The organism is Leifsonia sp. KNZ13-11D, assembly GCF_056754895.1.
This window is the reverse complement of record NZ_JBPGWU010000001.1, coordinates 3,721,701-3,747,568: the sequence shown is the minus strand read 5'-3', so window position 1 is coordinate 3,747,568 and position 25,868 is coordinate 3,721,701. Positions and strand designations below refer to the sequence as shown.

The window sequence follows — 25,868 nt, the reverse complement described above, 5'->3', positions numbered from 1 at the left end:
TGCGCTCCTCACTCGTTGACGTCGCCGAGCAGGGCGAACAGCGCGTCCGCGTCCGGGGCGTCGATCAGCTTCTGCACGTCGTCCTCCTCCGAGAAGAGGATCGCGATCTTCGACAGGATCTCGAGGTGCTCGTTGTTCTGCCCGGCGATGCCGACCACGAACCGCACCTCCTCGCCGCCCCAGTCGAGCGGCGAGGAGTAGCGGATGAAGGAGAGCGCCGACCGCTTGATCTCGTCCTTGGACTCGTTGGTGCCGTGCGGGATGGCGAGGCCGTTCCCCATGAAGGTGGAGACGGTGTCCTCACGGTCCTGCATCGAGTCGACGTAACCCGGTTCGACGGCGCCGGCTGCGACGAGCAGTCCACCCGCCTCCCGGATCGCGTCCTCCCGCGTGGTCGCGGTGCCCGCGGCCACGACGTTCGCCCGGTCGAGAATGGTGTCGGTCATTTGGTGGCGTCCTCCGGGGTCTTCTGCTGGCTGGCGACGAGGTCGACGACCTCGTCGTACTTGGGGCTGTTCATGAAGTTGTCGACGGACACGTGCACCGAGTTCGGCGACTGGCCCTTCGCGCGGTCGGTCAGCTCGCGCTGCGTGATGACCAGGTCGGCCGTCCCGTCGAGATTGCTGATCGCCTGGTTGGTGACCGTCACGCCCTCGATGCCCGCCTTCTTGATCTTGTTCCGCAGCACGGATGCGCCCATCGCGCTCGAGCCCATCCCAGCGTCGCACGCGAACACGATGTTCTGCACCAGTCGCTTGGTGGCGTCGCCCTGGGCGTCTCCGGTGTCGTGCTCGCCCTCCTGGACCAGGCCCTCGAGCACCGAGGACTGCTTGCCCTTGTTCGCCTCGGTCTGTGCGACCGCGGCGGACAGGTCGCCGGCGTTGCCCGCTGCGAGGTCGCGCTTGCGGCTGGCCCGCAGGATGATCGACGCGACGATGAAGGAGACGGCCGCCGCGAGCACCACGGAGAGCGTCACACCCACGAAGCTGTCGGCGGGGGTCTGCAGCAGCACGGCGATGATCGAACCCGGGGAGGCCGGGGCGCGGAGGCCCGAGCCGAAGGTCACGTTCACGGCGATGCCGGTCATGCCGCCGAGGATGGCCGCGATGATGATCATCGGCTTCATCAGCACGTACGGGAAGTAGATCTCGTGGATGCCGCCGACGAACTGGATGAGTGCGGCGCCCGGCGCGCTGGCGCGGGCGATGCCGAGACCGAAGATCGAGTAGGCGATCAGGATGCCGAAGCCAGGACCGGGGTTGGCCTCCAGCAGGAACAGGATCGACTTGCCCGTCTGCTGCGCCTGCTCGACACCGAGCGGGGTCAGCACGCCGTGGTTGATGGCGTTGTTCAGGAACAGCACCTTGCCCGGCTCGATGAGGATGCTCGCGAACGGCAGCAGGTGCGCCGAGACGAGCCAGTTGACCGCTCCGCCGAGCACCGAGCTCAGCCATTCCACGAGCGGTGCGATGCCGAAGAACGCGCCGATGGAGAGCAGCATGCCCACGATACCTGCGGAGAAGTTGTTGACCAGCATCTCGAAGCCGGCCTTGATCTTGCCCTCCCACAGCATGTCGATGCGCTTCATGATCCAGGCGCCCAGCGGGCCGAGGATCATGGCGCCGATGAACATCGGGATGGTCGAGCCGACGATCACGCCCATGGTGGCGATGCTGCCGACCACGCCGCCGCGGACGCCGTAGACCATGCGGCCGCCGGTGTTCGCGATGAGCAAGGGCAGCAGGTAGGTGATCATCGGGCTGACGAGTCCGACGTACTGCTGGAAGGTGTGACCGCTCGGGTCCTGCGCGAGCACGGTCGCCGCGCCCTGCCAGCCGACCTTCGCCGAGTCGCCGAAGCCGCCGAGGATGGGGCTGATCGCCCAGCCGGTGTTCTGCAGCCAGCCGGTCGCGATGAAGAGAGCGGTGATGAACCCCCAGGCGATGAACGCCGGGATGTTCGGCATCACCATGTTGGAGAGGAAGGTGCCGAACCGCTGCACGTGGACGCGCGCGCTGCTGGGCTTCTTCGGGGTCGACGCCGTCGTCGACGTCTGTGTCGCCGATGTCATTCTGGTGCCTCGTTTCTGTCCTGGGACGTGAATCGGTCGGCGGCCGCTCGGACCGCCTCCCGGGCTTCGGCCGCGCTGTCGGCGGCCAGGGCGGTCTCGGCCAGGGAGCGGGCCTGGCCGAGGGTGTAGCGCTTCAGGGAGAGCCGCACGTCGGCGAGCGCCGCCGGCGACATGGAGAGGGTGGTGGCGCCGAGGCCCACCAGCACGACGGCGAGCAGGGGGTCCGCCGCCGCCTCGCCGCAGATGCCCACCGGCTTGGCGGTCGCCGCGCCGGCCGCGCCGACCTCGCCGATGAGGCGGAGGACGGCGGGATGCCACGGGTCCTGGAAGCCGGCGACCGAGCCGAGCAGGCGGTCGGCCGCGAGGGTGTACTGCGTGAGGTCGTTGGTGCCGATCGACGCGAAGTCGGTCAGCGGGAGGATGCGGTCGGCGAGCAGCGCGGCCGACGGCACCTCGACCATCACGCCGACGGTCTTCAGCCCGTACTCGCGGCCGAGCTCGGTGAAGTAGCGCGCCTCCTCGACGGTCGACACCATGGGCGCCATGACCCACAGGTCGGCATCCGTCTGGGCGTCGGCCTCGGCGAGCGCGGTGAGCTGCTCGCGGAGGATGTCTTCGTTGGCGCGCAGCGAGCGCAGCCCGCGGAGCCCGAGCGCCGGGTTGTCCTCGTGCGCGTCGTTGAGGAACTCCAGGGGCTTGTCCGCACCGGCGTCCAGCACGCGGACGACGACCTTCCGTCCGCCGCCGAACGCGCGCAGCAGGGCGAGGTACTGCTCCCGCTGCTGCTCGACGGTGGGCGCCATCCGCTGGTCGAGGAAGAGGAACTCCGTGCGGAACAGCCCGACGCCTTCGGCGCCCGCAGCGAGGGCCCCCTCCGCACCCTCGGCCGAGCCGAGGTTCGCGAGCAGCGGGATCGCTGTGCCGTCGGCCAGGGCGCCCGGCTCCACACCGCCGGCGAGCGCGGCGGCGCGCTCGTCGATGCGGCGCTGCGCGTCGGCGCGCTGCTCCTCCGTGGGCGAGACGGTGACGGTGCCGGAGGCCGCATCCACGATCACCTCGTCGCCGTCGGTGAGCCGGTCGGCGCCGTCGGCCCCGACGATCGCGACGATCGACTTCTCGCGCGCCAGGATGGCCGTGTGCGAGGTCGGGCCGCCCTCCTTCGTCACCAGCCCGAGCACTTTCGTCAGGTCGAGCAGGGCGGTGTCGGCGGGCGCGAGGTCGTGGGCGACCAAGACGTACGGGGTGTCCGAGTCCGGAACGCCGGGGGCCGGCTTGCCCTCCAGGGCGGCGACGACGCGCTGCGAGACATCGTCCAGGTCGCCGGCGCGCTCGCCCATGTAGCCGCCGAGATCCTTGAGCATGTCGCGGAACACCGCGAATCCTTCGAAGACGGCCCGCTCGGCGGTGCGGCCGCTGTCGATCCGCGACGTCACGTCGTCGGCGAGGGTGGAGTCCTCGGCCATCATCGACTGCGCCTCGAGCACATCGGCGGCGGTGCCCTCGACGGTGGATGCGCGGCGGCGCAGGTCCGCAGCGACCGCGGCCACCGCCTCCTGCACGCGCGCCTTCTCCTCGTCGGGGGTGCGGGTGCTGGGCTGGTCGGAAGGCTCGGGGAGGGGAGGGGACATCCGCAGCACCCGGCCGATGGCGACGCCCTGCCCGATGCCGGCGCCGCTGAGCAGCGTGGCGGGCTCGTCGGCCGCAGTTTCGTTCGCGTGGGTGTCCATGATCAGGCGTCGTGGTCCGTGGCGAGGATCTCGGCCAGGTCGTCGAGCACGGCCTCGCCGTCGGCGGCGTCCGTGGTGAGCACGATCTTGTCGCCGTGGTCGATGCCCAGCGAGATCACGCCGAGGATGCTGCCCGCGTCGACGGTCTTGCCGCCCTCTTTGGTCAGCTTCACCTTCGCGCCCGAGCCGTTGACCGCCTCGACGAAGAGCTTCGCCGGGCGGGCGTGCAGCCCGTGCGTCGATCCGACGGTGATGATCCGTTCAGCCATGGTTCTGATCTCCTTCGCTCGGGGTCGGCCGGAGGCGGCCGCCGTCTCTCATAGTGTCGCCGCCTGGGCGCTGAGGGCCAGGTCCAGCGCGCTGTCGCCGTCGAGGGCGGCCGGGGAGACGGGAGGGAGCACCGCGACGGCGGTGCCCGTGGCGGCGGCGCGCTCGCGGAGGGCCGGCACGGCGTACTCGAGGTGCGCGCCGACGAGGACGACATCCACACCGGCGAGGGACTCCAGCTGGCTGGCGCTCCCCGGCTCGACTTCCACGTCGGCTCCGCGGCTGCGTGCCGCGCTGCGCAGCTTCACCGCGACGAAGGTGCTGGACGCACCGGCGCCGCAGACGACCACGATCCTCATCGATCTTGCCTTTCCGGGTGACGCAGGGCCGCATCCTTCGATGCGGTGAGGTGCTGGGTGGAGCTCATGGGACGACAGTCATGGTCCCTCCGTGCGCGATGCGCTTCCAGCAGCGTTTCTTCCGGGGGTGCGGAAACATCGCCGGAACTCCCGGCCGCGGGCGCGCGGGGTGGTTGACTCGTGATGGGAAGGTGATCGCGGTGGCGCTCTCGGCGAAGCAGACGAGGATGCTCGACATCCTCGCTCGTCGTGCTGCCTGGGTGACGGCCGGCGAGCTCGCCCACGACATCGGGGTGACGACCCGCAGCATCCGCTCGTACGCGGCCGCGCTCGGGGACGTCGTCGAGTCCGGCCCCAGCGGATACCGGGTCAAGCCCGACGCGTACGCCGCGTACCTGGCGGGCGACGGCAGCTCCGACACCGGCACGGCCGGGTCGCCGCAGGAGCGGCTGGTGTTCCTGGCGCGGAGGCTGCTCGACGAGCCGGGCGGCATCGACGTCTATGAGACCGCCGAGAGCCTGTTCGTCTCCGATTCCACCATCGAGTCCGACCTGACCCGGATGCGCGGGCTGCTCTCCGGCACCGAGCTCACCCTGGAGAGGCACGGCGCGGCCGTGCAGCTGCTCGGGCCGGAGATCGCACGGCGGAAGCTGCTCAGCCGCCTGTTCCGCGACGAGATGCGGCAGAGCGTGATCGACGTCGCGCGCATCCAGGAGGCGTTCGGCGCGGAGGGGCTGGCCGAGTTCAAGTCGGACCTCGTCGCGATGCTGGATGCGCGCGGGTTCTTCGTCAACGAGTACGGGATCAACGACGTGCTGCTGCACATGGCCGTGGCGCTCGACCGGGTCGCGAAGGACCGCGTGCTGCCGACGGTGGAGGAGCCGGAGACGAGTGAGACCATCCGCTCGCTCGCCCACGACCTCGGCGAGCTCATCGAGCGCCGGTTCGGCACGGCACTCGACACGACCGAGCTGCGCTACCTCGCCATCCTGATGCGCACCCGGGTGATCGCGCCCGGCGCCGGCCGCGACCCGGTCGAGGAGTTCGTCAGCCCGGCCGACCTCGACGTCGTCCGCGGGATCATCGACCGCGCCTCCACCGAGTACCTCGTCGACCTGCACGACGACGACTTCATCGTCCGCCTGACCCTCCACGTGCAGAACCTCGTCGCCCGGGCGCACGAGAACACGTACTCGCGCAATCCGCTGACCCGGTCGATCAAGAGCTCGTACCCGATGATCTACGAGCTCGCGGTCTACATCGCCAGCCGCCTTCAGGCCGCGGAGGGGATCGCGGTCAACGACGACGAGATCGCCTACATCGCGATGCACGTCGGCGCCTACTTGGAGCAGCAGTCGCGGCGGCGGGACGCGGTCACCTGCGCGGTCGTGTGCCCCAACTACTACGACATGCACATCCTGCTCCGCGACCGGCTCGAGAGCACCCTCGGCGACGAACTCGACATCACCAGCGTCATCACCTCGACGGACGTGGACTGGGAGGAGCTCGACGCCGACCTGGTGCTGACCACGATCGACCCGCGGGGGAGGCGCGAGAACACGGTGATCGTGCAGCCGTTCCTCACCGAGACGGACGTGGAGCACATCCGCCAGGCCGCGTCGCGCATCCGCAGGCAGCGCCACCGGGCGCGCATCAAGAGCGAGCTGCTCGAATACTTCGACGAGAGCCTGTTCCTCCGCAACTTCTACGCCCGCGACCCGATCACCATGATCCGTGCGCTCGGCGACCGGATGATCGCCGCCGGGGCGATCGACCAGGAGTACGTCGACCAGACCATCGAGCGCGAGCAGATGTCGTCAACGGCGTTCACCGACTCGCTGGCCGTGCCGCACGCGATGACGATGAGCGCCAGACGCACGGCCATCGCGATCGTCATCAACGACACCGCCATCGACTGGGGGGATGCGCGCGTCAACGTCATCGCGTTCATCGCGTTCTCCGCCGGCGGGCGGGCGTCGTTCCAGACGGTCTTCGACCAGTTCGTCGAGGTCTTCTCCGACCGGGAGGCCGTGCTCGGCCTCATCCGCCGCGCCGACACGTTCACGGCCTTCATCGACGAGCTCGTCCGCATCATCGACGCCTGACGATCGCTCCCGCAAAACCGGACCGCCCACCGTCGCGTGGACGGTGGGCGGCTGGTGCGCTAGGCGGCGCGGGTCACTGGTTGGCGGTGACGGCGTACGTGACGGAGACGCCGGGGGTCTTCACCGCGACGGTGTACGCGTCGCTGGTGTAGACGGCGGCGCTGTCCGTGGCGCCCGGCTGCTCGGTGTAGCCCTTGTCCTTCAGCGCCGACTGGGCGTCGGCGAAGGCGTTCTTGCCGGACGGCTGGACGGTCACCGACCAGCCGTTGTCCTTGTCACCGCGGGCGACGACCACGGTGCCGTCCACGAGGGGCACGTCGTCCTTCGGGAAGTCGGACGGGAGCTGCTCGGAGGCCGCGCCGGAGTCCGAGGACCCGGAGGTCGCCGGCGCCGACGAGGACGAGCCCCCGGTCTGCGGGGTGACGTAGTTGCTGTTCCCGGCGCTGGAGCACGCTGCCAGGGAACCGATGGTCAGGGCCGCGACGATGACGGCCGGAACGAACGGATTACGTGTGCGCATGATGATTCCTAGTGCTGTATAGAGGTGCGGTTTCGCAACACATCAGCCTACCCGGGCGGCCCCGGTGCGGCCTAGTCCTGTCCGCTGCGGCGCGGGACGGTCGCGCCTCAGCCGAGGAGGAGCGACCGGAGCTGGTCGGCCGAGTGCACGACGGCGATCGCGCCGGCGGCCTCGGCGGGGGAGCCGTAGCCCCACTCCACGAGGATCGTGGGCAGACCGTGTGCGGCGGCGCCCTCGACGTCGTACTGGCGGTCGCCGACCATCACGGTGTGATCGAGGTCGACGCCGCGCTCCTCGAGCCGGCGCAGCGCCTCGGCCACCACATCGGCTTTCGCGCTGCGGCTCTCGTCCTCGGTCGCGCCGGTGATCACCTCGAAGTACTGGGCGAGGCCGAAGTGCTCCAGGATGCGGGTGGCCTGGAGCTCGGGCTTGCTCGTCGCGAGAGCGAGCGGGATGCCGGCGGCGTGAAGGCGCTCCAGCAGTCCGCGGATGCCGGGGAACACGGCCGAGTCGAAGGCGCCGTGCTGGGCGTAGTCGGCGCGGTAGACGGCGAGAGCGTCGCGGGCGGCGGGCTCCGTCATCCCGCCGAACTCCTGCAGGGAGTCGAGCAGCGGCGGGCCGACGTACTCGAGCAGCTGGGCGGGGGAGGGCACCGGCTGGCCGAGCGTCGCGAACATGCGCGCGAGCGAGGAGGTGATGCCGGGGGCGGAGTCGGTGAGGGTTCCGTCGAGGTCGAACAGGATGCAGGTCCACGTCCGGGTGACGGTGGTGGTCGGGTTGGTCATAGCGGTCCTATGGTATGTGACGTTTCTGAGCGCCGGTTCAGTGCTCGCCGAGGGCGGACTCGATGTGCGAACGCGCGACGACCATGGTGTGCTCCGCGCCGGGGTCGAACTGCACCGCGACGAAGTCGGCGGTCCGGACGAAGCCCAGCGCCTCGACGGCCGGCACGATCACGGCCTGGACCGGGGCGCCCTCGCCCTCGGCGGTCTGCGCGACGGCGGCGCGGAGCGCGCCCGTCGACGTGAACAGCGGCAGCACGGGCTCGCCCGTGGTGGAGCTGATGGTGCGCAGACGGGTGTCCTCCGGCGTCGAGCCCGTCACGTCGACGACGAGTCCGCCTTTCGTGGCTGCGGCGAGCAGCGCATCCAGGTTCTCCAGCGTCGGCTCCGCGGCGATGGCCGCGAGCGCCTTCCGGACGGGCGCGTTCTCGTAGGTCTGCGGGAACCGGGGTCGGGGCTTGGCCATCAGAACAACCTGCTGTCGCTGTCGTCGAGGCCGCGCATAGCGTCGTAGTCGAGCACCAGGCAGCGGATGCCGCGGTCCTCGGCGAGCGTGCGGGCCTGTGGCTTGATCTCCTGCGCGGCGAAGACGCCGGTCACCGGCGCCAGGTGGGGGTCGCGGTTCATCAGCTCGAGGTAACGGGTGAGCTGCTCCACGCCGTCGATGTCGCCACGCCGCTTCAGCTCGACGGCGACCGCCGCGCCCGCCGCATCCCGGGCCAGGATGTCGACCGGTCCGATCGCGGTCATGTACTCCCGCCGCACCAGCACGTGCCCGTCGCCGAGCAGGTGGATCTGCTCCGCCAGGAGCTTCTGCAGGTGCGCCTCGACGCCGTCCTTCTGCAGGCCCGGGTCGATGCCCAGGTCGTGCGCGGTGTCGCTGAGGATCTCGTGGATGGACACAACGAGCATGTCCGCCGTCTTCGCCTGGGTGACCCGCCACACCTCGCGGATGCCTGCCGCGGCCTGGAGCTCGTCCGGCTCGTCGACGGTGAGGGTGCAGGGCGGGCTCATCCAGTTGAGCGGCTTGTACGACCCGCCGTCGGAGTGGACCAGGAGGCTGCCGTCGGCCTTCAGCATCAGCAGCCGCGTGGCCAGCGGCAGGTGCGCGCTGAGCCGCCCGGCATAGTCGACGGAGCAGGTGGCAATGACGAGACGCACCGGAACATCCTACGTGCAGGGCGCCGGGGCGCACCCGGGCGCGGTGGTTGGATGGGCGCATGGCCCGCGAACTCCTCATCGGCACGTACACCGAGACCCTTCCGCACGTCGACGGCCACGCGGAGGGCGTGATGTCGGCGCGCTTCGACGGGACCTGCGTGGCCGACGTCACGGTTGCGGCCCGAGTCCCCAATCCCTCCTGGGTCTCGATCGCGCCCGGCGGCGCCACCGTCTACGCGGTGAGCGAGACCGAGCCGGATGGACGTGTGGTCGCCTTCGCGCGCGCCGCCGACGGCGCACTGACCGAGCTCGGCTCCGTCTCGAGCGGCGGGGCGTCGCCGGCGCACCTGGTCGTGCACCCGGACCGCCCGCTGCTCGTGACGGGAACCTACGGCAGCGGCACGGTGTCGGTGTACGCCCTGGGCCTGGACGGCGCGCTCGCGGAGCGGACCGCGTTCGTCCAGCACGAGGGCCGGGGGCCGGACCTGGACCGCCAGGAGGGCCCGCACGTGCACCAGCTGAGCATCGACCCCGTGACGGGAGACGTCGTCGTGGTCGACCTCGGGCTGGGGGAGGTGCGCTGGTACCGGCTGTCGGACGCCGGGGAGCTGACGCTGCGCCCGGAGGCGACGGTCGTCCTCGGCTCGGCGGGCCCCCGGCACCTGGCGTTCCATCCCGACGGCGCGCACGCGCTTCTCGTGAACGAGCTCGACTCCAGCATCGACGTGCTCCGCCGGGAGGGCGACCAATTCGTGCGCGTGCAGAGCACGACGACGCGAGCGGACGGAGCCACCGGTGATAACGGGCCGGCGGCGGTGTGCGTCACGGCGTCCGGGACGACGGTGCTGGCGAGCAACCGCGGGGACGACACGATCGCGGTGTTCGCCTTCGACCCGGATGTATCCCGGCTCACCCTCGTCGCCTCGGTGCCGGTCGGGGGCCGGTCGCCGCGCGACCTCGTCATCGCGCCCGAGGGCGACCGGGTGCTGGCGGCCTGCCAGGACAGCGACGACGTGACGGTGTTCGCCTTCGACGAGGCGGCGCGGGCGCTCACGCCGCTGGGTGCATCCCCGGTGCCGACGCCGGTGCGGCTCGCGTTCGTGTGAGGACCGGGCGCGCCGCGCGCCCGCCCACGCCCGCCTGCGCCGCCCCGCGTCTCGCGATCGAGTCGTGAGTGGATGCGCGAATCTTGCGCGAGCGGTGAGAACATGTCGCCACTCGCGTAGCGCCGCGCCGCGCCGCTACGCGGAGCGGGTCAGGCGGGCTCGGCGGCCTGCTGCCGGCGGTCGGCGGGCGGCGCCGAGACCGGGCGCACGGCCGGTGCCGCGAGGAACGCCGCGACCAGGAGCGCCAGCACCAGGAACAGGGCGTTGAGCAGCCCGAAGTGCTGCCCGAGGAAGCCGATCAGCGGGGGACCGACGAGGAACGCGCAGTAGCCGATGATCGCCACGGCCGACACGCGGGCGGCCGGGTTCGCCGCGCCGTCCGCGGCGGCCGACATGCCGAGCGGGAAGCCGAGCGACACGCCGAAGCCCCACAGCACCGTGCCGATGACGACCAGCCACATCGGTCCGCCGACGATGAACAGCACGAGCCCGATCGCGCCCATCCCCGCCGTGATGCGGATGGCGGCGACGCGTCCGATGCGGTCCACGATCGGTCCGCCGACCACCCGGCCGACCGTCATCGCGGCGACGAAGAAGCCGAAGACGACCGCGCCGACCGAGTTCGTCTGGCCGTGTCCGTCGACGACGGCCAGCGAGATCCAGTCGTTCGCCGACCCCTCGCCGAACGCCATTCCGAGCATGACCACGCCGATCAGGATGAGGCGCCAGTCGGCCCACACGGCGAGCGAGGTGCGGAAGCGCTCGCCGAAGGGGATGCGCTCGGTCTGCTCCGCATCGTCCCCGAGCTCGGCCTCGCGCGGGATGAAGCGGATCGCCACGACCGCCACCGCCACGATGACCACCGCGACGCCCAGCAGGTGCCAGGCGACCGGCACCAGCAGCCAGGCGGCCAGCGCGCCGATGCCGGCGCCGAAGACCGTCCCGAGGCTGAAGCAGGCGTGCATGAGGGGCAGCAGGGTCTTGCCGATCTCGCGCTCGACGGCCGTCGCCTCGACGTTCATCATCACGTCGACCATGCCGTTGCCGAAGCCGAGCAGGATGAGACCGATCGCCACCTGCGGGACGCTGTGGAACGTGGTCGACCCGAAACCGATGCCCAAGGTCCCGATCGCCACGATGATGAGGCCGCCGACCATCCCCTTGTGGGGCCCGAAGCGGACCAGGAGGGGCGAAGACACCGAGAGTCCGGCGATCGCGCCGACCGACATCCCGAGGATGAGGAGACCGACCGCGGAGGGGTCCTTGCCCAGTCCGAGATCGTCGCGGACGCCCGGGATCCGGGCAACCCAGGTGGCCATCGCCAGCCCGCTGAGGATGAAGATCACGAACACGGCGTTGCGCCACGCGGTCAGCTCACGGCGGGTGCGCGTCGGGGCGGAGGTCGGCTGTGACATCGTGCGGTTCCTGAGTGTCTGGCGGCTCGAATCGTTTCGATCGAAACGATTCGACTAAGCTATCACACGTGAACGAACCCAGCACAGCCCCGGCGACCGCGCGGCCCACCCTGGCCGCCGTCGCCCGCCTGGCCGGCGTGTCCAACTCGACCGCGTCTCTCGCGTTCTCCGGCACCGGCCCGGTGTCCGAGGCGACGCGGGAGCGCGTGCTGGAGGCGGCGAAGCAGCTCAACTACGCCGGGCCGGACCCGCGCGCGCGTTCGTTGCGGCGCGGACGCTCGGGAATCGTCGGCGTGGTCATGGAGGAGCGGGTGCGGGATGCGTTCCGCGACCCGATCAAGATCGCCCTTCTCGACGGCATCACCGAGGAGATCGGCGCCATCGACGCGGGCCTGCTCATCCTCACCGACGCAGGGGAGACGGCCCAGCGCATCGAGGACGCCCCGATGGATGCGGTGGTCCTCATCGGCTGCAGCCCCCGGCTGGACGAGTCGGTCGCCATGCTGCGCCGACGCGGCATCCCGCTGGTCGCCATCGAAGGCGACCCGGCCGACGGCGTGCCCACGATCGGGCAGGACAACCGGGAGGCGACGCGTGTCGCAGCCCAGCACCTTCACGACCTGGGCCACCGCGACGTGGCCGTCGTCACCCTCTCGCTGACCCGCGATCGTGCGCGCGGCGCACTGACACCCGACCGCGTCGCGGCGGCGAGCTCGACGACCGCGATCGATCGTCTGGCCGGAGCCCGCGACGTCTTCCCGGACGCCGGCGGATGGGTGACCCGCGGCTCGTTCGTGGAGGAGGGCCGCCTGGCCGGCCGCGCCCTGCTCGGGGACGCCTCCGCCCGGCCCACCGCGATCATCGCGCAGAGCGACCTGCTCGCCGCCGGGGTGATCCGCGCGGCGGAGGAGCTGGGACTCGAGGTCCCCGGCGAGGTGAGCGTCGTCGGCTTCGACGGTGTCCGCGTCGACGGCCTCTGGCCCTACGACCTCACCACCCTCGTCCAGCCCGCCGTCGACAAGGGCCGCGCCGCGGGCCGCGCGGTCGTCGAAATGCTCGAGGGCGGCGTGCCGCGCCCCTCCACCTTCACCAGCGTCTTCCACCGCGGCAACACGACCGCTGCACCCCGCCCGGGCGCGTAGCGCCGCCGCAGTTGCACCCCGCCCGGGCGCTAGCGCCGCCGCAGCGGCGCGCCGCCGCGCCGCATCGCCCCCATCCCTGCGTCGGAGATCCGGCGTCGTCCGTCGGAGATTCGCGCCGATCCGCCCCGCATCTCTATCCGCAGAGCGTTGTGTCGGAGATTCGGGGCCCATTCTCCGACGATCGTGCTTTTACTGCGGCTGACGCTTCTGCCGCCGCGGCTGCCGCCGCCCGCGTTGGCGCCGCCCGCGTTGGCGCGTTGTGTCGGAGATCCGGCGTCGTCCGTCGGAGATTCGCGCCGATCCGGCCCGCATCTCCATGCGCAGAGCGTTGTGTCGGAGATTCGGGGCCCTTTCTCCGACGATCGTGCTGTTGCTGCGGCTGACGCTTCTGCCGCCGCGGCTGCCGCCGCCCGCGTTGGCGCGGCCCGCGTTGGCGCGTTGTGTCGGAGATCCGGCGTCGTCCGTCGGAGATTCGCGCCGATCCGCCCCGCATCTCCATCCGCAGAGCGTTGTGTCGGAGATTCGGGGCCCATTCTCCGACGATCGTGCTGTTGCTGCGGCTGACGCTTCTGCCGCCGCGGCTGCCGCCGCCCGCGTTGGCGCCGCCCGCGTTGGCGCGTTGTGTCGGAGATCCGGCGTCGTCCGTCGGAGATTCGCGCCGATCCGGCCCGCATCTCCATCCGCAGAGCGTTGTGTCGGAGATTCGGGGCCCATTCTCCGACGATCGTGCTGCTGCCGCCGCCGCGCCGCCACCTCCCGCTCCCACCGCCCCCAGCGGCCCAGCGCCCGCGGTCGTAGGGTGGCCGTATGGATCTCGAAGCCCTGTACCGCGACCTGCACGCCCACCCGGAGCTCGCGTTCACCGAGCACCGCACCGCCGGCATCGTGGCCGAGCGCCTCACCGAGCTCGGCCTCGAGGTGCACGCCGGCATAGCGACGACCGGCGTCGTCGGCGTGCTGCGCAACGGCGAAGGCCCGACGGTGCTGCTGCGAGCCGACATGGATGCGCTACCGGTCCGGGAGCAGACCGGGCTCGCCTGGGCGTCCACGCAGACGGTCACCGACGAGGCGGGCAACGCGGTTCCGCTGATGCACGCGTGCGGCCACGACATCCACATCACCTGCCTCCTCGGCGCCGTGGAGGCGCTGGACGCCTCGCGGGCGGAGTGGTCCGGCACCCTGGTCGCGCTGTTCCAGCCGGCCGAGGAGCATGGCGGCGGCGCGCAGGTGATGGTCGACGACGGACTGTTCGAGAAGGTCCCCGTCCCGGATGTCGTGCTCGGCCAGCACGTCCTGCCTTACCCGGCGGGCATGGTCGGCGCGCACCCCGGCGCTGCGATGGCGGCGGTCGACACGATGGAGGTCACCCTCCACGGTCGCGGCGGCCACGGCTCGCGTCCCGAGACCACGATCGACCCGGTCGTGATGGCCGCCGCGACGGTGATGCGGCTGCAGACCGTCGTCTCGCGCGAGATCGCGCCGCAGGACACGGCGGTCGTCACCGTGGGCAGCCTCCACGCCGGGACCAAGAACAACATCATCGCGGCCGAGGCGACGCTCGGGATCAGCGTCCGCAGCTTCAACGAGGAGGTGCGGCAGAAGGTGCTGGACGGAGTCCACCGCGTCATCGCCGCCGAGTCGCAGGCGTCCGGCGCTCCGCGGGAGCCTGGCATCGAGTGGGGCGAGCGCTACCCCGTCACGGTGAACGATCCGGAGTCGACCGGGCGCGTGAACGCGGCGTTCGCGCGGGAGTTCGGCGAGGGCAGCGTCCTCAGCCCCGGCGCGCTGTCGGGCAGCGAGGACGTCGGGAACCTGGCCACCGCGGCGGGCGCACCGCTCGTGTACTGGATGCTCGGCGGCGCCGACCCGGAGACGGTGCTCCGAGCGATGGCGGGCGGGACCGTGGAGACCGACATCCCCACGAACCACTCGCCGTTCTTCGCACCGCTGCCGCAGCCGACCATCGACACCGGCGTCCGCGCTCTGGTGGTCGCCGCGCGGGAGTGGCTGGGCTGACGCTCACCGGCGGCTGCCCGTCGCGCATCCGGGTCGCCGCACCGACCCTCAGACCGTCGCCCCGACGCGCCTCGCAGAGCCGTCGCGACCCTAGACGGTCGCCCCTGCGCGCATCCACGTGCGCCCCCGTGCCCGCACTCCCAGCGTCACCGCGCGGGCGCCGAGGTAGCCGAACGCGAACGCTGCCGTCAGGGCCGCGAGGCCGCTGTCGTCGTGGCCGCCCCACGTCGCGGCCGCCACGGCGAGCGGGACGAACACCGCGACGTTGACGAGTCCGGTCAGCGCCAGGTACTGCGCGTCTCCCGCGCCGATCAGGACGCCGTCGAGCACGAAAACGTACCCGCCGAGCGGGGCGCCGACTCCGACGATCGCGAGCGACAGCGGAAGCAGCGACGCCACGGACGGATCGGAGGTGAAGAGAGCCCCCGCCAGCGGGCTGAGTGCGACCGTGACCAGCCCGAGCACGACGCCCGCGCCGACGCCCCATTGCAGGCAGCGGCGCAGGACGGCGCGGACACTCTCCAGGTCTCCCTCGCCCAGGCCCTTGCCGACCAGCGCCTGCGCGGCGATCGCGAGCGCGTCGAGCGCGAAGGCGAGAGTCGCGAAGACCGTCATCGTGACCTGGAACGCCGCCAGCTCGTCCGGGCCCAGCTGCGTCGCGCAGAAGACGGCCAGCAGCATGGCGGCGCGGAGGCTGGCCGTGCGCAGGAACAGCCACCCGCCCGAACGCGCAGTGCGTCCGAGCCCGGAGTGGTGGGGGAGGAGGGATGCGCCGGCGCGGCGGGCGTGCCGCGCCACGATGACGACGTAGACCGCCACCATTCCCCACTGGGCGGCGACGGTCCCGAGCGCCGAGCCGGCGATCCCGAGACCCGCCACGTAGATGAACAGGTAGTTGAGCAGGATGTTCACGGCGAACCCGGCCACGGCGACAGCGAGGGGCGTGCGGGTGTCCTGAAGTCCGCGCAGCAGTCCGGTCGCGGCGTACACGATCAGCATGGCCGGCAGGCCCAGCATCGACAGCGCGAGGTACTGCGTCGCCTGCCCCGTCACGCTCGGGGATGCCCCGAACAGGCCGACCAGGAACGGCGCGGCCGCGAACCCCGCGGCCGCAAGGACGACGCCGAGCGCCAGCGCGAACCAGCAGCCGTCGACGCCCGCGGCGACGGCGCCGCGCAGATCCCCCGCCCCGATCAGGCGGGCCACCGCGGGGGTGGTGCTGTACGCCAGGAACACCATCAGGCCGACAACCGTCTGCAGCACCGCACTGGCGATCCCGAGCCCCGCCAGCGGGTCGACTCCGAGGTGCCCCACCATCGCCGAGTCGGCGAGCAGGAAGACCGGCTCCGCCACGAGCGCGCCCAGTGCCGGAACGGCGAGCCGCAGGATCTCCCGGTCGACGGGCCGGCGGCGCAGGATGGTGCTCACAACGATCCACGCTAGCCCGCCCCACCGACGCGCGGTCCTCCTCCGCCGATGTCGCCGGTCCACTCAGCCCGCCCCACCGACGCGCGGTCCTCCTCCGGCCGATGTCGGTGGGCGCCCCTACGGTGGACGCATGAGCCACCTGATGCCGGAGCCTCTCGCCACCTGGACCTGGCGCCTGGAGCGCGTGCGCAACGGGCGGACGGTGCTCACGCGCGCGCAGGCGGCCACGGCTCGCGCCGACCTCGCCCACGACCGTGCCGCGCATCCGGACGAGTACGCCGGATACGAGGATGAGTACGCGGCGGCCCTGGATGAGCTCGACGTCCTCTCGCGGCAGGCCAACCGCCACGATGACCTGCTGTCGGTCATGGCGGCGGATCGCCGGCGGGCCGAGCGTGAGGCGGCGGACCGGGGCGCGCCCGTCGAGAGCCGAACGGGCGGACGCTCGCGCAGCTCCCTCGCGAGCGAGCACGACCGGGTCCCGTCCGGTCTGCCGGAGCAGCTGGACCAATGGGTGCACCGGCTGATCCGGTACCGCGCCGGCGTCAAGATCATCACGCCGATCGAGGCCGCGCGAGCGGAGATCCGCCTGCGCAACGAGGCCGACCTGCAGCCGGCCGCCTACCGCTCGGGTGTCGCCGGCGGCTACTACGCGCGGACGATGCGCGAGTTGGGCGAGATCGCGACGGCGGAGCGTCCGGGGCGGCGCGACCGCGGCCTGACGCGCGGTCTCACGACGCTGAGCGCCTGAGCCTCCCGGCGCAGCTCGTCACCGCGTGCCGCCGATCATCGAGGCGCGTCGGCATAGGCCACCGTGGCGGGCTCGTGTCCGCCCGGCCGCTACGATCGTCTCGGACGCGCTGATCCGACCACCGCGTGCCCGGCGCAGCGATGTCGCCGTGAGACGCGTCGGTGGGATATTGGGGGCGCGGTGAGTCCGAACGAAGCGGCCGAACTGCTCGGGATCCCGGCCTCGGCCGGGACGGACGCGGTTCAGCGGGCGTACGAGCAGCGGATTCTCGAGGCGGGCACCGACCTGCAACGCCGCGACGCGGTGACGGCGGCCCGGGATGCGCTGCTCGCCGCAACCGCATGGCAGGCGCCGGCTGCCCAGCCTCCGGCGCCCCAGCCTCCGGCCCCGCAGCCTCCCGCGCCGCAGCCTCCCGCGCCCCAACCGCCCGTCGCTCAGCCCGTCGCCCCACCGCCTCCCGGTTACCCGCCGCAGCAGCCCCCGTACCCCGCCGCCGCGCCCGCCCCGTGGTACCCCGCCCCTCCCGCACGCCGCGGACTCTCGACGGGCGCGATCGTGGGCATCACGCTCGGCAGTGTGGCTGCCGGGCTCGTCATCCTGCTGGTCGCGCTGTTCACCATCGCCGCGATCGCCCGCGACTCCGGCCGCCTGGCGCAGTCGGGCGGTTCGTCGTCCGCCGCGCCATTCGCCGAACCCTCGGACACCCCGCCGGACGGACCGACGGACGGACCGACGGACGCCACCCCCGACGATCCGGCTACCGTCGACGACTACGACGTCGATGGTGTCCACGTGCACTACGTCGACGGCTGGACGTTCGAGCTGACCCCGGGCCAGACCTGTGCGGGCGCCACGATCACTGCGGGGTTCTCGGACACGCCGGACGGCGACGAGGTGGACCAGTGGAGCACGACCGTCGACCTCCAGGAGGGCGTCCCGTACACGTTCACCATCCCGGACTCGGCGTCGGTCCACGACTACGCCGGCATCGACGCGGTCGATTGCGGACAGGCCTGACCCTTCGCCGAAAACATAATTTTCACGAATTACTGAAAACGGCGTAGCATGCCGTCCATGGATGCGGTGATCGACGTCTCGGGACTCGAAAAGCGATTCGGGCGCGTGCGCGCCCTCGACGGCCTCGACCTGGCGGTGTCTCCGGGAGACGTCCACGGCTTCCTCGGGCCGAACGGCGCGGGCAAGTCCACCACGATCCGGGTGCTGCTCGGCCTTGCGCGCGCGGACGGCGGCCGGGCCGCTCTCTTCGGCCGCGACCCGTGGAAGGATGCGGTGGAGCTGCACCGCCGGATCGCCTACGTTCCCGGCGACGTCAGCCTGTGGCCGAACCTGTCCGGCGGCGAGGCTATCGACCTGCTCGGCCGTCTGCGCGGCGGCACGGCGGACCGGGCGGCATACGCGGCACGCAAGAAGCGTCTCGTGGAGGCCTTCCAGCTCGACCCGACCAAGAAGGGCCGCGCGTACTCGAAGGGCAACCGGCAGAAGGTCGCTCTGGTCGCCGCTTTCGCCACCCCCGCCGACCTGTACATCCTGGACGAGCCGACCAGCGGTCTCGACCCCCTGATGGAGGCGGTGTTCGATTCCGAGATCCGCCGGGTGGCCGCCGAGGGGGCCACCGTGCTGCTCTCGAGCCACATCCTGTCGGAGGTGGAGCAGCTCTGCGACCGGGTCAGCATCATCCGGGCGGGGCGCACGGTGGAGACGGGCACCCTGGACGAGCTGCGCCATCTGACCCGCACAGAGATCTCGTTCGAGGCCAGGGCCGTCGCACCGGAGGCTCTGGCGCAGGTGCCCGGCGCCCACGACGCCACCGTCCGAGACGGCCGTGTGCGTTTCACCGCCGACAGCGATGCGCTCGGACCGGTGCTGGCGGCCCTCGCGCGGCTCGACATCCGCGGCCTCACCGTCGCGCCGCCATCGCTCGAGGAGCTCTTCCTCCGCCACTACGGCGACGACTCCGGCGCGGACACCGCAGCGCGGCCCGCCGCCCCGGCCGGAGCGGCACGATGACCACGGTGACGACGCCCGCGGCGCCCGCTGCGACACGCGCGACGGCGCCCCGGTCGAGTGCCCCGGCGACCCTCGCCGCGCTGGTCCGCCAGCGACTCCGTCGCGACCGCTGGCAGCTCGTGATCTGGCTGCTCTCGATCTCTGCCCTCGGAGCGTTCTCCGCCGTCAGCCTGCAGCAGACGTACGGCAGTGCGGCGTCGCGTGTGCAGGTGATCCGGCTGGCGATCGCCGACCCGACCATCCTCGTCCTCCGCGGGCTGCCGCAGGGGTCCACGCTGGCGGCGCTCACGTTCTTCGAGATCTTCACCTTCCTCGCGCTGCTGGCCGGCCTCATGAACACGTTCCTCGCCGTGAGGCACTCCCGCGCCGAGGAGGAGTCGGGCCGCGCCGAGCTGATCGCGTCCAGCCCAGCCGGCCGGCTGCTGCCGACGACCGCGACCGTGATCCACGCGACGCTGGCGAACATCCTGCTCGCCGTGCTCGTCGCTCTGGGGTTCATCTCGACGGGTCTCCCGCTCGCGGGATCGTTCGTGGCGGGGGCGGTCACCGGCGGCGCCGGGCTCGCGTTCTTCGGGGCAGGTCTCCTGCTCGCCCAGGTGTTCAGCACATCCCGCGCCGCCAACGGCTTCTCCGCGGCGGTGGTCCTCCTGGCCTACGTGCTTCGTGGCATCGGGGATGCAATGGGCACGCCGTTCGGCGACGGCACGCACCTGCGCGCGGCGTGGCCCAGCTGGCTGAGCCCGATCGGCTGGGGGGAGCAGTCGGCCGCGTTCACCGCCGACGATCTGCGGCCGCTGCTCCTCCAGATCGCCTTCGCGGCGGTCCTCGTCGCGGGCGTCTTCGGCCTGCAGGCGGTCAGGGACTCGGGGGCCGGCCTCATCGCCGCGCGGCCGGGGCGAGCGCATGCCTCCCCGGCGCTCGGCGGGATGTTCGGACTGGCCTGGCGCCTGCAGTGGCCGACCGTCGTCGGCTGGACGGTCGGCGGCGCGCTCGGCGGACTGCTCGCGGGCGCTCTGGGCAGCGCCATCAACAGCTCGCTCGCACAGAACCCGGACCTCGCGGGCATCCGGGAGGCGATGACCCGGATCGGCGCCGGCGGCTCGGGTCCGCTCACACAGCTCTTCATCTCGGCGATCTTCGCCATCGTCGGAGTGCTCGCGGCGGCGGCCGCCGTGCAGTGCGTCATCCGGCTGCGGCAGGAGGAGGCGTCCGGCACGGCGGAGGTGCTGCTCTCGACCCCGCTGTCGCGCGTGCGCTGGCTGTTCTCGATCGTGGCCGTCGGGCTGGTCGCCGTCGTGCTCGTGCTGCTGGCCGCGGCGATCGCGTCGGGACTGTCCGCCGTGTCCGCGGGCGAGCCGGCCTCCACCATCGGCGACTCGTTCTCGGCGGCCACGGCGCAGCTGCCGGTCGCCCTGGTCTACCTGGGCGTGCTGACGCTGGTGTTCGTCGTCGTGCCGACCTGGACGATCCCCATAGGCTGGGCGGCCCTGGGCCTCGGCGCGTTCGTCGGCATCTTCGGCGGCCTGGTCGGGCTCCCGGAATGGCTTCGGCACGTCTCGCCTTTCGCCGACGCCCCGGTCGTCGTCGGCAACGTGGACTGGACCGGGGGATACTGGATGCTCGGCATCACCGTCGCGGCCCTCGCAGGCTCCGCGGCGCTGATCCGCCGACGGGACTTCGCGATGGGATAGTCACCGCGATCGTGCGATTCGGCCGCTCATCGAGTGAAGCCACTGATCGAGTGAGGCCACGCATCGAGTAAGCCCACTCATCGAGTTAGGACAGACGGGACGGTTCCATGGCCAGAGACGAGGCGGCGCTCGCCGAGGTGATGGAGCATTCCGCGGCCGTGCTGACCGCAGCGGGGATGCCGAGGATGCCCGCGCGGGTGCTGATGGCCCTGACCGTCACCGAGACAGCGGGCCTGACGGCGGCCGAGCTCGCCGAACGGCTCGACGTGAGCCCTGCCGCGATCTCCGGCGCCGTGCGGTATCTGCAGACGATCGGCATCATCCGGCGGCTCTCGCAGACCGGGAGTCGCCGCGACCGCTACGAGATCCCCAGCGACTGGTACGCCCTCATGGTGCGCAACAGCCCGATCTACGGGACCCTCGCCGATCAGGCGGATGCGGGGCTCACCGCCGTGGACGACCCGGACTCGCCCGCGACGGAGCGGCTGCGCGACATGGCCGGGTTCTACCGGTTCGTGCAGGAGAAACTTCCGGAGATGATCGCCGAGTGGGAGCAGGTCCGCGCCGCCCGGAACAGCGGCGGCCGGAACGACCCGCCGCACGCCTGACGCGCCCCGCCCAAAAACGCCGGGTCGAGAGCGGGCGTCAGAACACGTACTCGAGCAGGTCCAGCCCGACCGCGCGCATCCCGTCGATGACCCCCAGACGCTCGGGGAGGCTGGTGTCGTCGAAGTAGGTCGACACCGCGTACGTCACGCCCGCGCGCGGACCGCGGAGCACACCGACCTCGCTGCGCACGCCGTCGTCGGTCCCGGTCTTGTTGACCAGCAGGATGCCGTGCTCGGGATGCCGGTGCGAGTGCGGGTCGAGACCGAAGGAACTCGACACCAGCGAGAAGTCGCTGTTCAGCGACAGCCAGGCGATCACGCGCTGGCTGGTCGCCGGGTTGACGATCTCGCCGCGCGCCAGCGCCGAGAACAGCCACGTCAGCTCGTTGGCGCTGCCGACCGACAGCTGGGGTGCGTCGTCCGGCCCGCGATGGTCGCGCACCAGGTCGAGCAGCGCGGTACGCGTCAGGCCGAGCGACTCGGTGCGTGCACTCACCGCCTCCAGCCCGACCCGGCGGAGCAGGACGTTCGTCGCGAGGTTGTCGCTGGTCGCGCCGACCAGCGCCGCGAGGTCCGCGACCGGCAGCGAGGGGACGTGGAGGTGGTGCCAGATGCCCGAGTCGCCGGCGACGTCGCGCGGGTCGCGGTCGAGGTGGGCGAGCGGGCTCAGTTCGCCCGACTGCAGTCGCGCCGCCACTTCGACGAGCAGCAGCACTTTGCCGATGCTGGCGGTCGGCATGACGATGTGGTCGTCGACGGAGAACAGCACGGCGCCTGTCGCGAGATCGGTCGCCCGCGCCGACACCTGGACCCCGGAGACGGCGAGCCGCCCGAGCGCCTCGAAGCCGCGGCTGAACGTCTCGGTCGATCCCGGCGCCCGGTGCCTGGCACGCCCGGCAGTCGCCTGTCGTGCTCGGCGTGCGGACTCTTGTGCCTGGATCGTCACGGTGTCGCTGGGTCTTTCTTCCGAATCGGTTCTCCCGGAATCGCGGCGCCCCACCCGGCTCCGCCGCCGTTCCGCGAGGGTGTCCGCGGAGACGACAGGGACGATGTTACCCCGTGATCGAGGGCCATGGGCGGCCGGATCCGGGACGGGGGCGAGGCTCACCAGATGGTGACCCGCTCCTCGGGCGCCAGCCAGAGCCGGTCGCCGTCGGTCACGCCGAAGGTGTCGTAGAACGCCTCGATGTTGCGGACGATCTGGTTGCACCGGAACTCGTTGGGCGCGTGCGGGTCGATGGCGAGGAGCCGGATGACCTCCTCGTCGCGTCCCTTCTGCTGCCACGCCTGCGCCCACGACAGGAAGAAGCGCTCCGCACCGCTGAGCCCGTCGATCACCGGCGGCTCCTCACCGCCGAGCGACAGCAGGTAGGCCTTCCAGGCGATGCCGAGACCGCCGAGGTCGCCGATGTTCTCGCCGATGGTCAGCGCGCCGTTGACGTGGTGCTCGGGCACCTGAGCCGGAGCGAGCGCGTTGTACTGCTCGATCAGGCTGGCGGTGCGCTTCTCGAACGCGGCGCGGTCGGCCTCGGTCCACCAGTCTTCGAGGCGGCCGTCGCCGTCGAACTTGGAGCCCTGGTCGTCGAAGCCGTGGCCGATCTCGTGACCGATGACCGCGCCGATGGCGCCGTAGTTGGCGGCGGCGTCGCGGTCGGCGTCGAAGAACGGGAACTGCAGGATCGCGGCAGGGAACACGATCTCGTTGAAGCCCGGGTTGTAGTAGGCGTTGATCGTCTGCGGGGTCATGAACCATTCGTCGCGGTCCAGCGGCTTGCCGATCTTGCCCAGCTCGCGGTTGAACTCGAAGAGCGCCGCGGCGCGCACGTTGGCGACCAGGTTCGCGGGGTCGATCTCCAGGCGGGAGTAGTCGCGCCACTTCACCGGGTAGCCGATCTTCGGGGTGAACTTCTCGAGCTTGTCGAGCGCGCGCTCTCGGGTCTCCTCGCCCATCCAGTCGAGGGTGCCGATGCTCTGCCGGTAGGCCTCGATGAGGTTGCCGACGAGCGCATCCATCTGCTCCTTGGCGGCGGGCGGGAAGTGCTCCTGCACGTAGCTGCGGCCGACGGCTTCGCCCATGGCGCCCTCCACGAGGGAGACGCCCCGCTTCCAGCGGGCGCGCATCTGCGGGGTTCCGGTCAGCGTGCGGCCGTAGAAGTCGAAGTTGGCCTCGACGAAGTCGCCGGAGAGGTACGGTGCCGCACCGTGGACGACCTGCCAGCTGAGCCAGTCGCGCCACGCGTCCAGGCGGTCCTCGGTGAGGAGCCCGGCGAGGCCGGAGGTGAACGACGGCTGCCGCAGGACGACCTCGGCCAGCGCGCCCTCGGGGGCTCCGAGAGCCTGCGCCCAGACGTTCAGGTCGGCGTCGTGGCCGGCGGGTGCCCCGCCGTCGAAGACCGTGGCGGCGTCGGCCCAGCTGTAGAGGTTGTAGGTCTTCTCCGAGTCCCGGGAGGCCACGTTGTCCCAGTGCTGGGCCGCGATCGCCGTCTCCAGGTCGAACACGCGCTGCGCGCGGGCCGGCGCGTCGTCGAACCCGGCCAGCTCGAACATCCGCTGGATGTGCGCGACGAACGCTTCGCGCACGGGGGCGAACCGCTCCTCGCGGAAGTACGACTCGTCGGGCAGCGAGATCCCGGACTGCTCCAGGAAGACGAGGTAGCGCTCCGGGTCGCCCGGGTCGTTGTCCACGAACAGCTGGTAGAAACCGCCGAGGCCGCGGCGCTCCAGCTTTCCGACCGTCTCGAGGAGGCTCGGGATGCTGTCCACACCGTCGGCGAAGGTCAGCTCGTCGCGGATGGCCTCGACTCCGAGGGCGTCGATCCGCTCCTCGTCCATGAAGCTCGTATAGAGGTCGCCGAACTTCCGCTCCTCGGTTCCCTCGTCGGCGGTCTGCGCCCGCTCGACGATCTCGTGGACGGCCTTCTCCGACTCCTCGGCCAGGATCATGAACGACCCCCATCGCGCCTTGTCGGCGGGGATCTCCGTGCGGTCGAGCCACTTGCCGTTCACGTGCCGGAACAGGTCGTCCTGCGGGCGGATCGTCTCATCGAGTTCGTCGGTGCGGATGCCGGAGTCGAGCGTCATGCGCCCAGCCTACGGGTCAGGCCGTTGCGTGGGCCAGCGACGACAGCCGCCGGAAGGAGACGGTGAAGAGCGCGGCGAGGACGAGCTCGGCGAGGATGGACACCGTGCCCGAGAGGCTGCCGAAGCCGGCGAACGAGAAACCGATGTTCACGACGGCGACCAGGCCGTAGATCGCCGCCAGAACGCCGCTCAGAAGCGGACGGCTGGTCATTCGCCACCACGGCCGGGCAGCGCGCACCGGTTCGCCGGGCCCGCGGAAGAGCCGCGTCACCAGGTACCAGGCGATCACCTGGAGCACCGTCAGGATGATCGAGCCCGCCTCCGAGTGCAGTGCGTCGAAGAGCAGGGTCAGCAGGAGGCTGATCGCGACGAGCACCGCGATGACGGCCGCTTTGCGGCCGGGTGTCGTGAAGCGCATGGTGATCCTTCTGGTGCCTGACGTCCAGGATGTCAGGCACCTGCCGCGTGGGGCGCGCAGGCTCGCCGTGCGACCCGGACGGGGTCAGGCGCCGCAGGGCTTCCGTTCGTATGCTGGCTCGGTGACCGTCGCTCCCTCGCAGAACCAGCCCACCGGGCACGAACCGCAGAACGCCGCGCTGCCGCCGGCCGGCTGGTACGGCGACCCGTACGACGCGCGCTTCCTGCGGTGGTGGAGCGGCGCGGGATGGACCGCGTACACCGCTCCGCTGCAGGCCGCGCCGGTCCGGCAGCGCCCGCGTCAGCCGCGGAAGTGGATCGGCCGTTTCGGCGGGTGGATCATCGTCGGCGCGAGCACGTTCATCTGGGCCTGGCTCCTCGGCTTCAGCCTGCTGATCTCGGCGATCGCCCCGCACGCGGCGGACGACGGACCGGCCGTGCTCTCGCCCTACCTCCTGATGACCGGTGCGGCGACCGCGGCGGCCGCCATCCTGTACACGATGGCCTACCGGCTGCGGCGCGAGGACGGGTTGACCGCATCCCGCCTGGTGATCATCGCCGGTGTCGGCGGCCTGGCCGCCACGCTGGTGGCGGCTCCGATCAACAGCCTGATCGACGTGCTCAGCGGCGGCACCGCCTCGCACCCGAGCGGGCTCGCCCTGGTGCTCGCCGGGGTGGTCGAAGAGCTGGTCAAGATCGCCGCCGTGGTCGTCCTCGCGCTGAAGCTGCCGGTGAAGGATGCGCGGATCGGCCTCTTCGTCGGCGGCGCCGTCGGCCTGGGCTTCAGCGTGATCGAGAACCTCGTCTACCTGCAGGAGGCGTTCGCACGCGGGCAGGAGCACGGCTCCGGTTTCGGGATGTTCCTGGCCACCGTCATCGGCCGGGAGCTGACCGGACCGTTCCTGCACCCGGTGTTCTCGGCCCTGCTCGGCGCTGCGGTGTTCGCCGCGGCGCGCGGCGGCCGCTTCCGGTTGACGTGGGGTGTCGTGCTGGCCTACCTGGCGGTGGCCGCGGCGCACGGGCTGTTCGACGGGGCGACCTGGCTCGCGCAGGTGCTGCCGTGGCCAGCGGCCGCGCGTGGCGGGCTGCTCCTGCTGTTCGAGCTGCTGTTCGTGCTCGGCAGCGGTCTGGCGTGGCTGCTCATCGCACGGCGCATCCGCCGACGGCACGAGGAGCGCGCGGCGCTCTAGGAC

24 protein-coding genes are annotated in these 25,868 nt (G+C 71.6%); 10 read left to right on the top strand and 14 right to left on the bottom strand.

The features are described 5' to 3' along the window. Nucleotides 1–8 precede the first annotated feature (8 nt). Genes ACR9Y5_RS18390 through ACR9Y5_RS18370 form a run of 5 tightly spaced genes read right to left on the bottom strand, consistent with a single transcriptional unit; the run spans nt 9 to nt 4,424 of the window. Complete coding sequence (locus ACR9Y5_RS18390; RefSeq protein WP_481299318.1) at nt 9–446, bottom strand: PTS mannitol transporter subunit IIA; 438 nt, start codon at nt 444–446, stop codon at nt 9–11. Further along, a complete protein-coding gene (locus ACR9Y5_RS18385; RefSeq protein WP_481299317.1) occupies nt 443–2,071 on the bottom strand; it encodes a PTS mannitol transporter subunit IIBC in 1,629 nt (542 codons plus the stop codon). The genes ACR9Y5_RS18390 and ACR9Y5_RS18385 overlap by 4 nt, the downstream gene beginning before the upstream one ends. Continuing rightward, nucleotides 2,068–3,798, bottom strand: coding sequence for a phosphoenolpyruvate--protein phosphotransferase (ptsP, locus tag ACR9Y5_RS18380; protein ID WP_481299316.1), 1,731 nt, complete (start codon nt 3,796–3,798; stop codon nt 2,068–2,070). Before ptsP ends, ACR9Y5_RS18385 begins: the two co-directional genes overlap by 4 nt. 2 nt (nt 3,799–3,800) lie before the next feature. Then, nucleotides 3,801–4,067: an HPr family phosphocarrier protein gene (locus ACR9Y5_RS18375; RefSeq protein ID WP_121263210.1), complete on the bottom strand. Its 267-nt coding sequence runs from the start codon at nt 4,065–4,067 to the stop codon at nt 3,801–3,803. Between the two features lie 48 nt (nt 4,068–4,115). Then, on the bottom strand, nt 4,116–4,424 hold the full coding sequence (locus ACR9Y5_RS18370) for a PTS sugar transporter subunit IIB (RefSeq protein WP_481299315.1): 309 nt from the start codon (nt 4,422–4,424) through the stop codon (nt 4,116–4,118). A gap of 227 nt (nt 4,425–4,651) precedes the next feature. Between ACR9Y5_RS18370 and ACR9Y5_RS18365 the strand changes: the two genes are divergently transcribed. Further along, nucleotides 4,652–6,529 (top strand): BglG family transcription antiterminator, encoded by a 1,878-nt coding sequence (locus ACR9Y5_RS18365; RefSeq protein ID WP_481299314.1) that lies wholly within the window; start codon nt 4,652–4,654, stop codon nt 6,527–6,529. 73 nt (nt 6,530–6,602) lie between these two features. Here ACR9Y5_RS18365 and ACR9Y5_RS18360 read toward each other — a convergent pair whose 3' ends face one another. The 4 genes from ACR9Y5_RS18360 to nucS form a co-directional block, all read right to left on the bottom strand. Then, on the bottom strand, nt 6,603–7,049 hold the full coding sequence (locus ACR9Y5_RS18360; protein WP_481299313.1) for a hypothetical protein: 447 nt from the start codon (nt 7,047–7,049) through the stop codon (nt 6,603–6,605). A gap of 107 nt (nt 7,050–7,156) precedes the next feature. Beyond that, complete coding sequence (locus tag ACR9Y5_RS18355; RefSeq protein WP_481299312.1) at nt 7,157–7,834, bottom strand: HAD hydrolase-like protein; 678 nt, start codon at nt 7,832–7,834, stop codon at nt 7,157–7,159. 37 nt (nt 7,835–7,871) lie between these two features. After that, complete coding sequence (locus tag ACR9Y5_RS18350) at nt 7,872–8,297, bottom strand: SseB family protein (protein WP_481299311.1); 426 nt, start codon at nt 8,295–8,297, stop codon at nt 7,872–7,874. Continuing rightward, nucleotides 8,297–8,992 carry an endonuclease NucS gene (gene nucS, locus ACR9Y5_RS18345; protein ID WP_481299310.1) on the bottom strand — a complete coding sequence of 232 codons (696 nt, stop codon included), beginning with the start codon at nt 8,990–8,992 and terminating at the stop codon, nt 8,297–8,299. Before nucS ends, ACR9Y5_RS18350 begins: the two co-directional genes overlap by 1 nt. 59 nt (nt 8,993–9,051) lie before the next feature. Between nucS and ACR9Y5_RS18340 the strand changes: the two genes are divergently transcribed. After that, complete coding sequence (locus ACR9Y5_RS18340) at nt 9,052–10,098, top strand: lactonase family protein (RefSeq protein ID WP_481299309.1); 1,047 nt, start codon at nt 9,052–9,054, stop codon at nt 10,096–10,098. Between the two features lie 149 nt (nt 10,099–10,247). Here the strand turns inward: ACR9Y5_RS18340 and ACR9Y5_RS18335 are convergent, their stop codons facing one another. Further along, nucleotides 10,248–11,513: an MFS transporter gene (locus ACR9Y5_RS18335; protein ID WP_481299308.1), complete on the bottom strand. Its 1,266-nt coding sequence runs from the start codon at nt 11,511–11,513 to the stop codon at nt 10,248–10,250. 68 nt (nt 11,514–11,581) lie between these two features. Here ACR9Y5_RS18335 and ACR9Y5_RS18330 point away from each other — a divergent pair, with 68 nt between their 5' ends. After that, the gene (locus ACR9Y5_RS18330; RefSeq protein WP_481299307.1) at nt 11,582–12,655 is read left to right on the top strand and encodes a LacI family DNA-binding transcriptional regulator; all 1,074 of its coding nucleotides are present in this window, start codon (nt 11,582–11,584) and stop codon (nt 12,653–12,655) included. Nucleotides 12,656–13,462: 807 nt separating this feature from the next. Next, nucleotides 13,463–14,671 carry an amidohydrolase gene (locus ACR9Y5_RS18325; protein ID WP_481299306.1) on the top strand — a complete coding sequence of 403 codons (1,209 nt, stop codon included), beginning with the start codon at nt 13,463–13,465 and terminating at the stop codon, nt 14,669–14,671. Between the two features lie 90 nt (nt 14,672–14,761). Here the strand turns inward: ACR9Y5_RS18325 and ACR9Y5_RS18320 are convergent, their stop codons facing one another. Further along, nucleotides 14,762–16,105: an MATE family efflux transporter gene (locus ACR9Y5_RS18320; RefSeq protein ID WP_481299608.1), complete on the bottom strand. Its 1,344-nt coding sequence runs from the start codon at nt 16,103–16,105 to the stop codon at nt 14,762–14,764. 124 nt (nt 16,106–16,229) lie between these two features. Here ACR9Y5_RS18320 and ACR9Y5_RS18315 point away from each other — a divergent pair, with 124 nt between their 5' ends. From ACR9Y5_RS18315 to ACR9Y5_RS18295, 5 genes are all read left to right on the top strand, one after another. Further along, nucleotides 16,230–16,850, top strand: coding sequence for a hypothetical protein (locus tag ACR9Y5_RS18315; RefSeq protein ID WP_481299305.1), 621 nt, complete (start codon nt 16,230–16,232; stop codon nt 16,848–16,850). Between the two features lie 180 nt (nt 16,851–17,030). After that, entirely contained in the window at nt 17,031–17,867 is an 837-nt protein-coding gene (locus tag ACR9Y5_RS18310; protein ID WP_481299304.1) for a hypothetical protein, read from the top strand. A 57-nt stretch (nt 17,868–17,924) separates the two neighbouring features. Further along, nucleotides 17,925–18,878: an ABC transporter ATP-binding protein gene (locus ACR9Y5_RS18305; RefSeq protein WP_481299303.1), complete on the top strand. Its 954-nt coding sequence runs from the start codon at nt 17,925–17,927 to the stop codon at nt 18,876–18,878. Beyond that, nucleotides 18,875–20,569, top strand: coding sequence for an ABC transporter permease (locus ACR9Y5_RS18300; RefSeq protein WP_481299302.1), 1,695 nt, complete (start codon nt 18,875–18,877; stop codon nt 20,567–20,569). The genes ACR9Y5_RS18305 and ACR9Y5_RS18300 overlap by 4 nt, the downstream gene beginning before the upstream one ends. Before the next feature lie 107 nt (nt 20,570–20,676). After that, on the top strand, nt 20,677–21,177 hold the full coding sequence (locus ACR9Y5_RS18295; RefSeq protein ID WP_481299301.1) for a GbsR/MarR family transcriptional regulator: 501 nt from the start codon (nt 20,677–20,679) through the stop codon (nt 21,175–21,177). 37 nt (nt 21,178–21,214) lie between these two features. On the opposite strand, the gene ACR9Y5_RS18290 is transcribed toward ACR9Y5_RS18295, so the two are convergent. The 3 genes from ACR9Y5_RS18290 to ACR9Y5_RS18280 all read right to left on the bottom strand — a co-directional run bounded on the left by ACR9Y5_RS18290 (nt 21,215) and on the right by ACR9Y5_RS18280 (nt 24,676). After that, the gene (locus ACR9Y5_RS18290) at nt 21,215–22,123 is read right to left on the bottom strand and encodes a serine hydrolase (RefSeq protein WP_481299300.1); all 909 of its coding nucleotides are present in this window, start codon (nt 22,121–22,123) and stop codon (nt 21,215–21,217) included. A 158-nt stretch (nt 22,124–22,281) separates the two neighbouring features. Then, nucleotides 22,282–24,258, bottom strand: a complete 1,977-nt coding sequence (locus tag ACR9Y5_RS18285) for a M13 family metallopeptidase (RefSeq protein ID WP_481299299.1) — start codon at nt 24,256–24,258, stop codon at nt 22,282–22,284. 16 nt (nt 24,259–24,274) lie between these two features. Further along, entirely contained in the window at nt 24,275–24,676 is a 402-nt protein-coding gene (locus ACR9Y5_RS18280; protein WP_481299298.1) for a hypothetical protein, read from the bottom strand. A 121-nt stretch (nt 24,677–24,797) separates the two neighbouring features. Between ACR9Y5_RS18280 and ACR9Y5_RS18275 the strand changes: the two genes are divergently transcribed. Continuing rightward, nucleotides 24,798–25,865: a PrsW family glutamic-type intramembrane protease gene (locus ACR9Y5_RS18275; RefSeq protein ID WP_481299297.1), complete on the top strand. Its 1,068-nt coding sequence runs from the start codon at nt 24,798–24,800 to the stop codon at nt 25,863–25,865. The last annotated feature ends 3 nt before the right edge of the window (nt 25,866–25,868 follow it).

Bases quoted from the DNA above. Each gene is read 5' to 3' on its own strand.
- ACR9Y5_RS18355 (WP_481299312.1), bottom strand. From the start codon at position 7,834: ATGACCAACCCGACCACCACCGTCACCCGGACGTGGACCTGCATCCTG.
- ACR9Y5_RS18390 (WP_481299318.1), bottom strand. From the start codon at position 446: ATGACCGACACCATTCTCGACCGGGCGAACGTCGTGGCCGCGGGCACC.
- ACR9Y5_RS18365 (WP_481299314.1), top strand. From the start codon at position 4,652: ATGCTCGACATCCTCGCTCGTCGTGCTGCCTGGGTGACGGCCGGCGAG.
- ACR9Y5_RS18305 (WP_481299303.1), top strand. From the start codon at position 17,925: ATGGATGCGGTGATCGACGTCTCGGGACTCGAAAAGCGATTCGGGCGC.
- ACR9Y5_RS18340 (WP_481299309.1), top strand. From the start codon at position 9,052: ATGGCCCGCGAACTCCTCATCGGCACGTACACCGAGACCCTTCCGCAC.
- ACR9Y5_RS18370 (WP_481299315.1), bottom strand. From the start codon at position 4,424: ATGAGGATCGTGGTCGTCTGCGGCGCCGGTGCGTCCAGCACCTTCGTC.
- ACR9Y5_RS18335 (WP_481299308.1), bottom strand. From the start codon at position 11,513: ATGTCACAGCCGACCTCCGCCCCGACGCGCACCCGCCGTGAGCTGACC.
- ACR9Y5_RS18315 (WP_481299305.1), top strand. From the start codon at position 16,230: ATGAGCCACCTGATGCCGGAGCCTCTCGCCACCTGGACCTGGCGCCTG.
- ACR9Y5_RS18375 (WP_121263210.1), bottom strand. From the start codon at position 4,067: ATGGCTGAACGGATCATCACCGTCGGATCGACGCACGGGCTGCACGCC.
- ACR9Y5_RS18295 (WP_481299301.1), top strand. From the start codon at position 20,677: ATGGCCAGAGACGAGGCGGCGCTCGCCGAGGTGATGGAGCATTCCGCG.
- ACR9Y5_RS18325 (WP_481299306.1), top strand. From the start codon at position 13,463: ATGGATCTCGAAGCCCTGTACCGCGACCTGCACGCCCACCCGGAGCTC.
- ptsP (WP_481299316.1), bottom strand. From the start codon at position 3,798: ATGGACACCCACGCGAACGAAACTGCGGCCGACGAGCCCGCCACGCTG.
- ACR9Y5_RS18280 (WP_481299298.1), bottom strand. From the start codon at position 24,676: ATGCGCTTCACGACACCCGGCCGCAAAGCGGCCGTCATCGCGGTGCTC.
- ACR9Y5_RS18300 (WP_481299302.1), top strand. From the start codon at position 18,875: ATGACCACGGTGACGACGCCCGCGGCGCCCGCTGCGACACGCGCGACG.
- ACR9Y5_RS18350 (WP_481299311.1), bottom strand. From the start codon at position 8,297: ATGGCCAAGCCCCGACCCCGGTTCCCGCAGACCTACGAGAACGCGCCC.
- ACR9Y5_RS18285 (WP_481299299.1), bottom strand. From the start codon at position 24,258: ATGACGCTCGACTCCGGCATCCGCACCGACGAACTCGATGAGACGATC.
- ACR9Y5_RS18385 (WP_481299317.1), bottom strand. From the start codon at position 2,071: ATGACATCGGCGACACAGACGTCGACGACGGCGTCGACCCCGAAGAAG.
- ACR9Y5_RS18360 (WP_481299313.1), bottom strand. From the start codon at position 7,049: ATGCGCACACGTAATCCGTTCGTTCCGGCCGTCATCGTCGCGGCCCTG.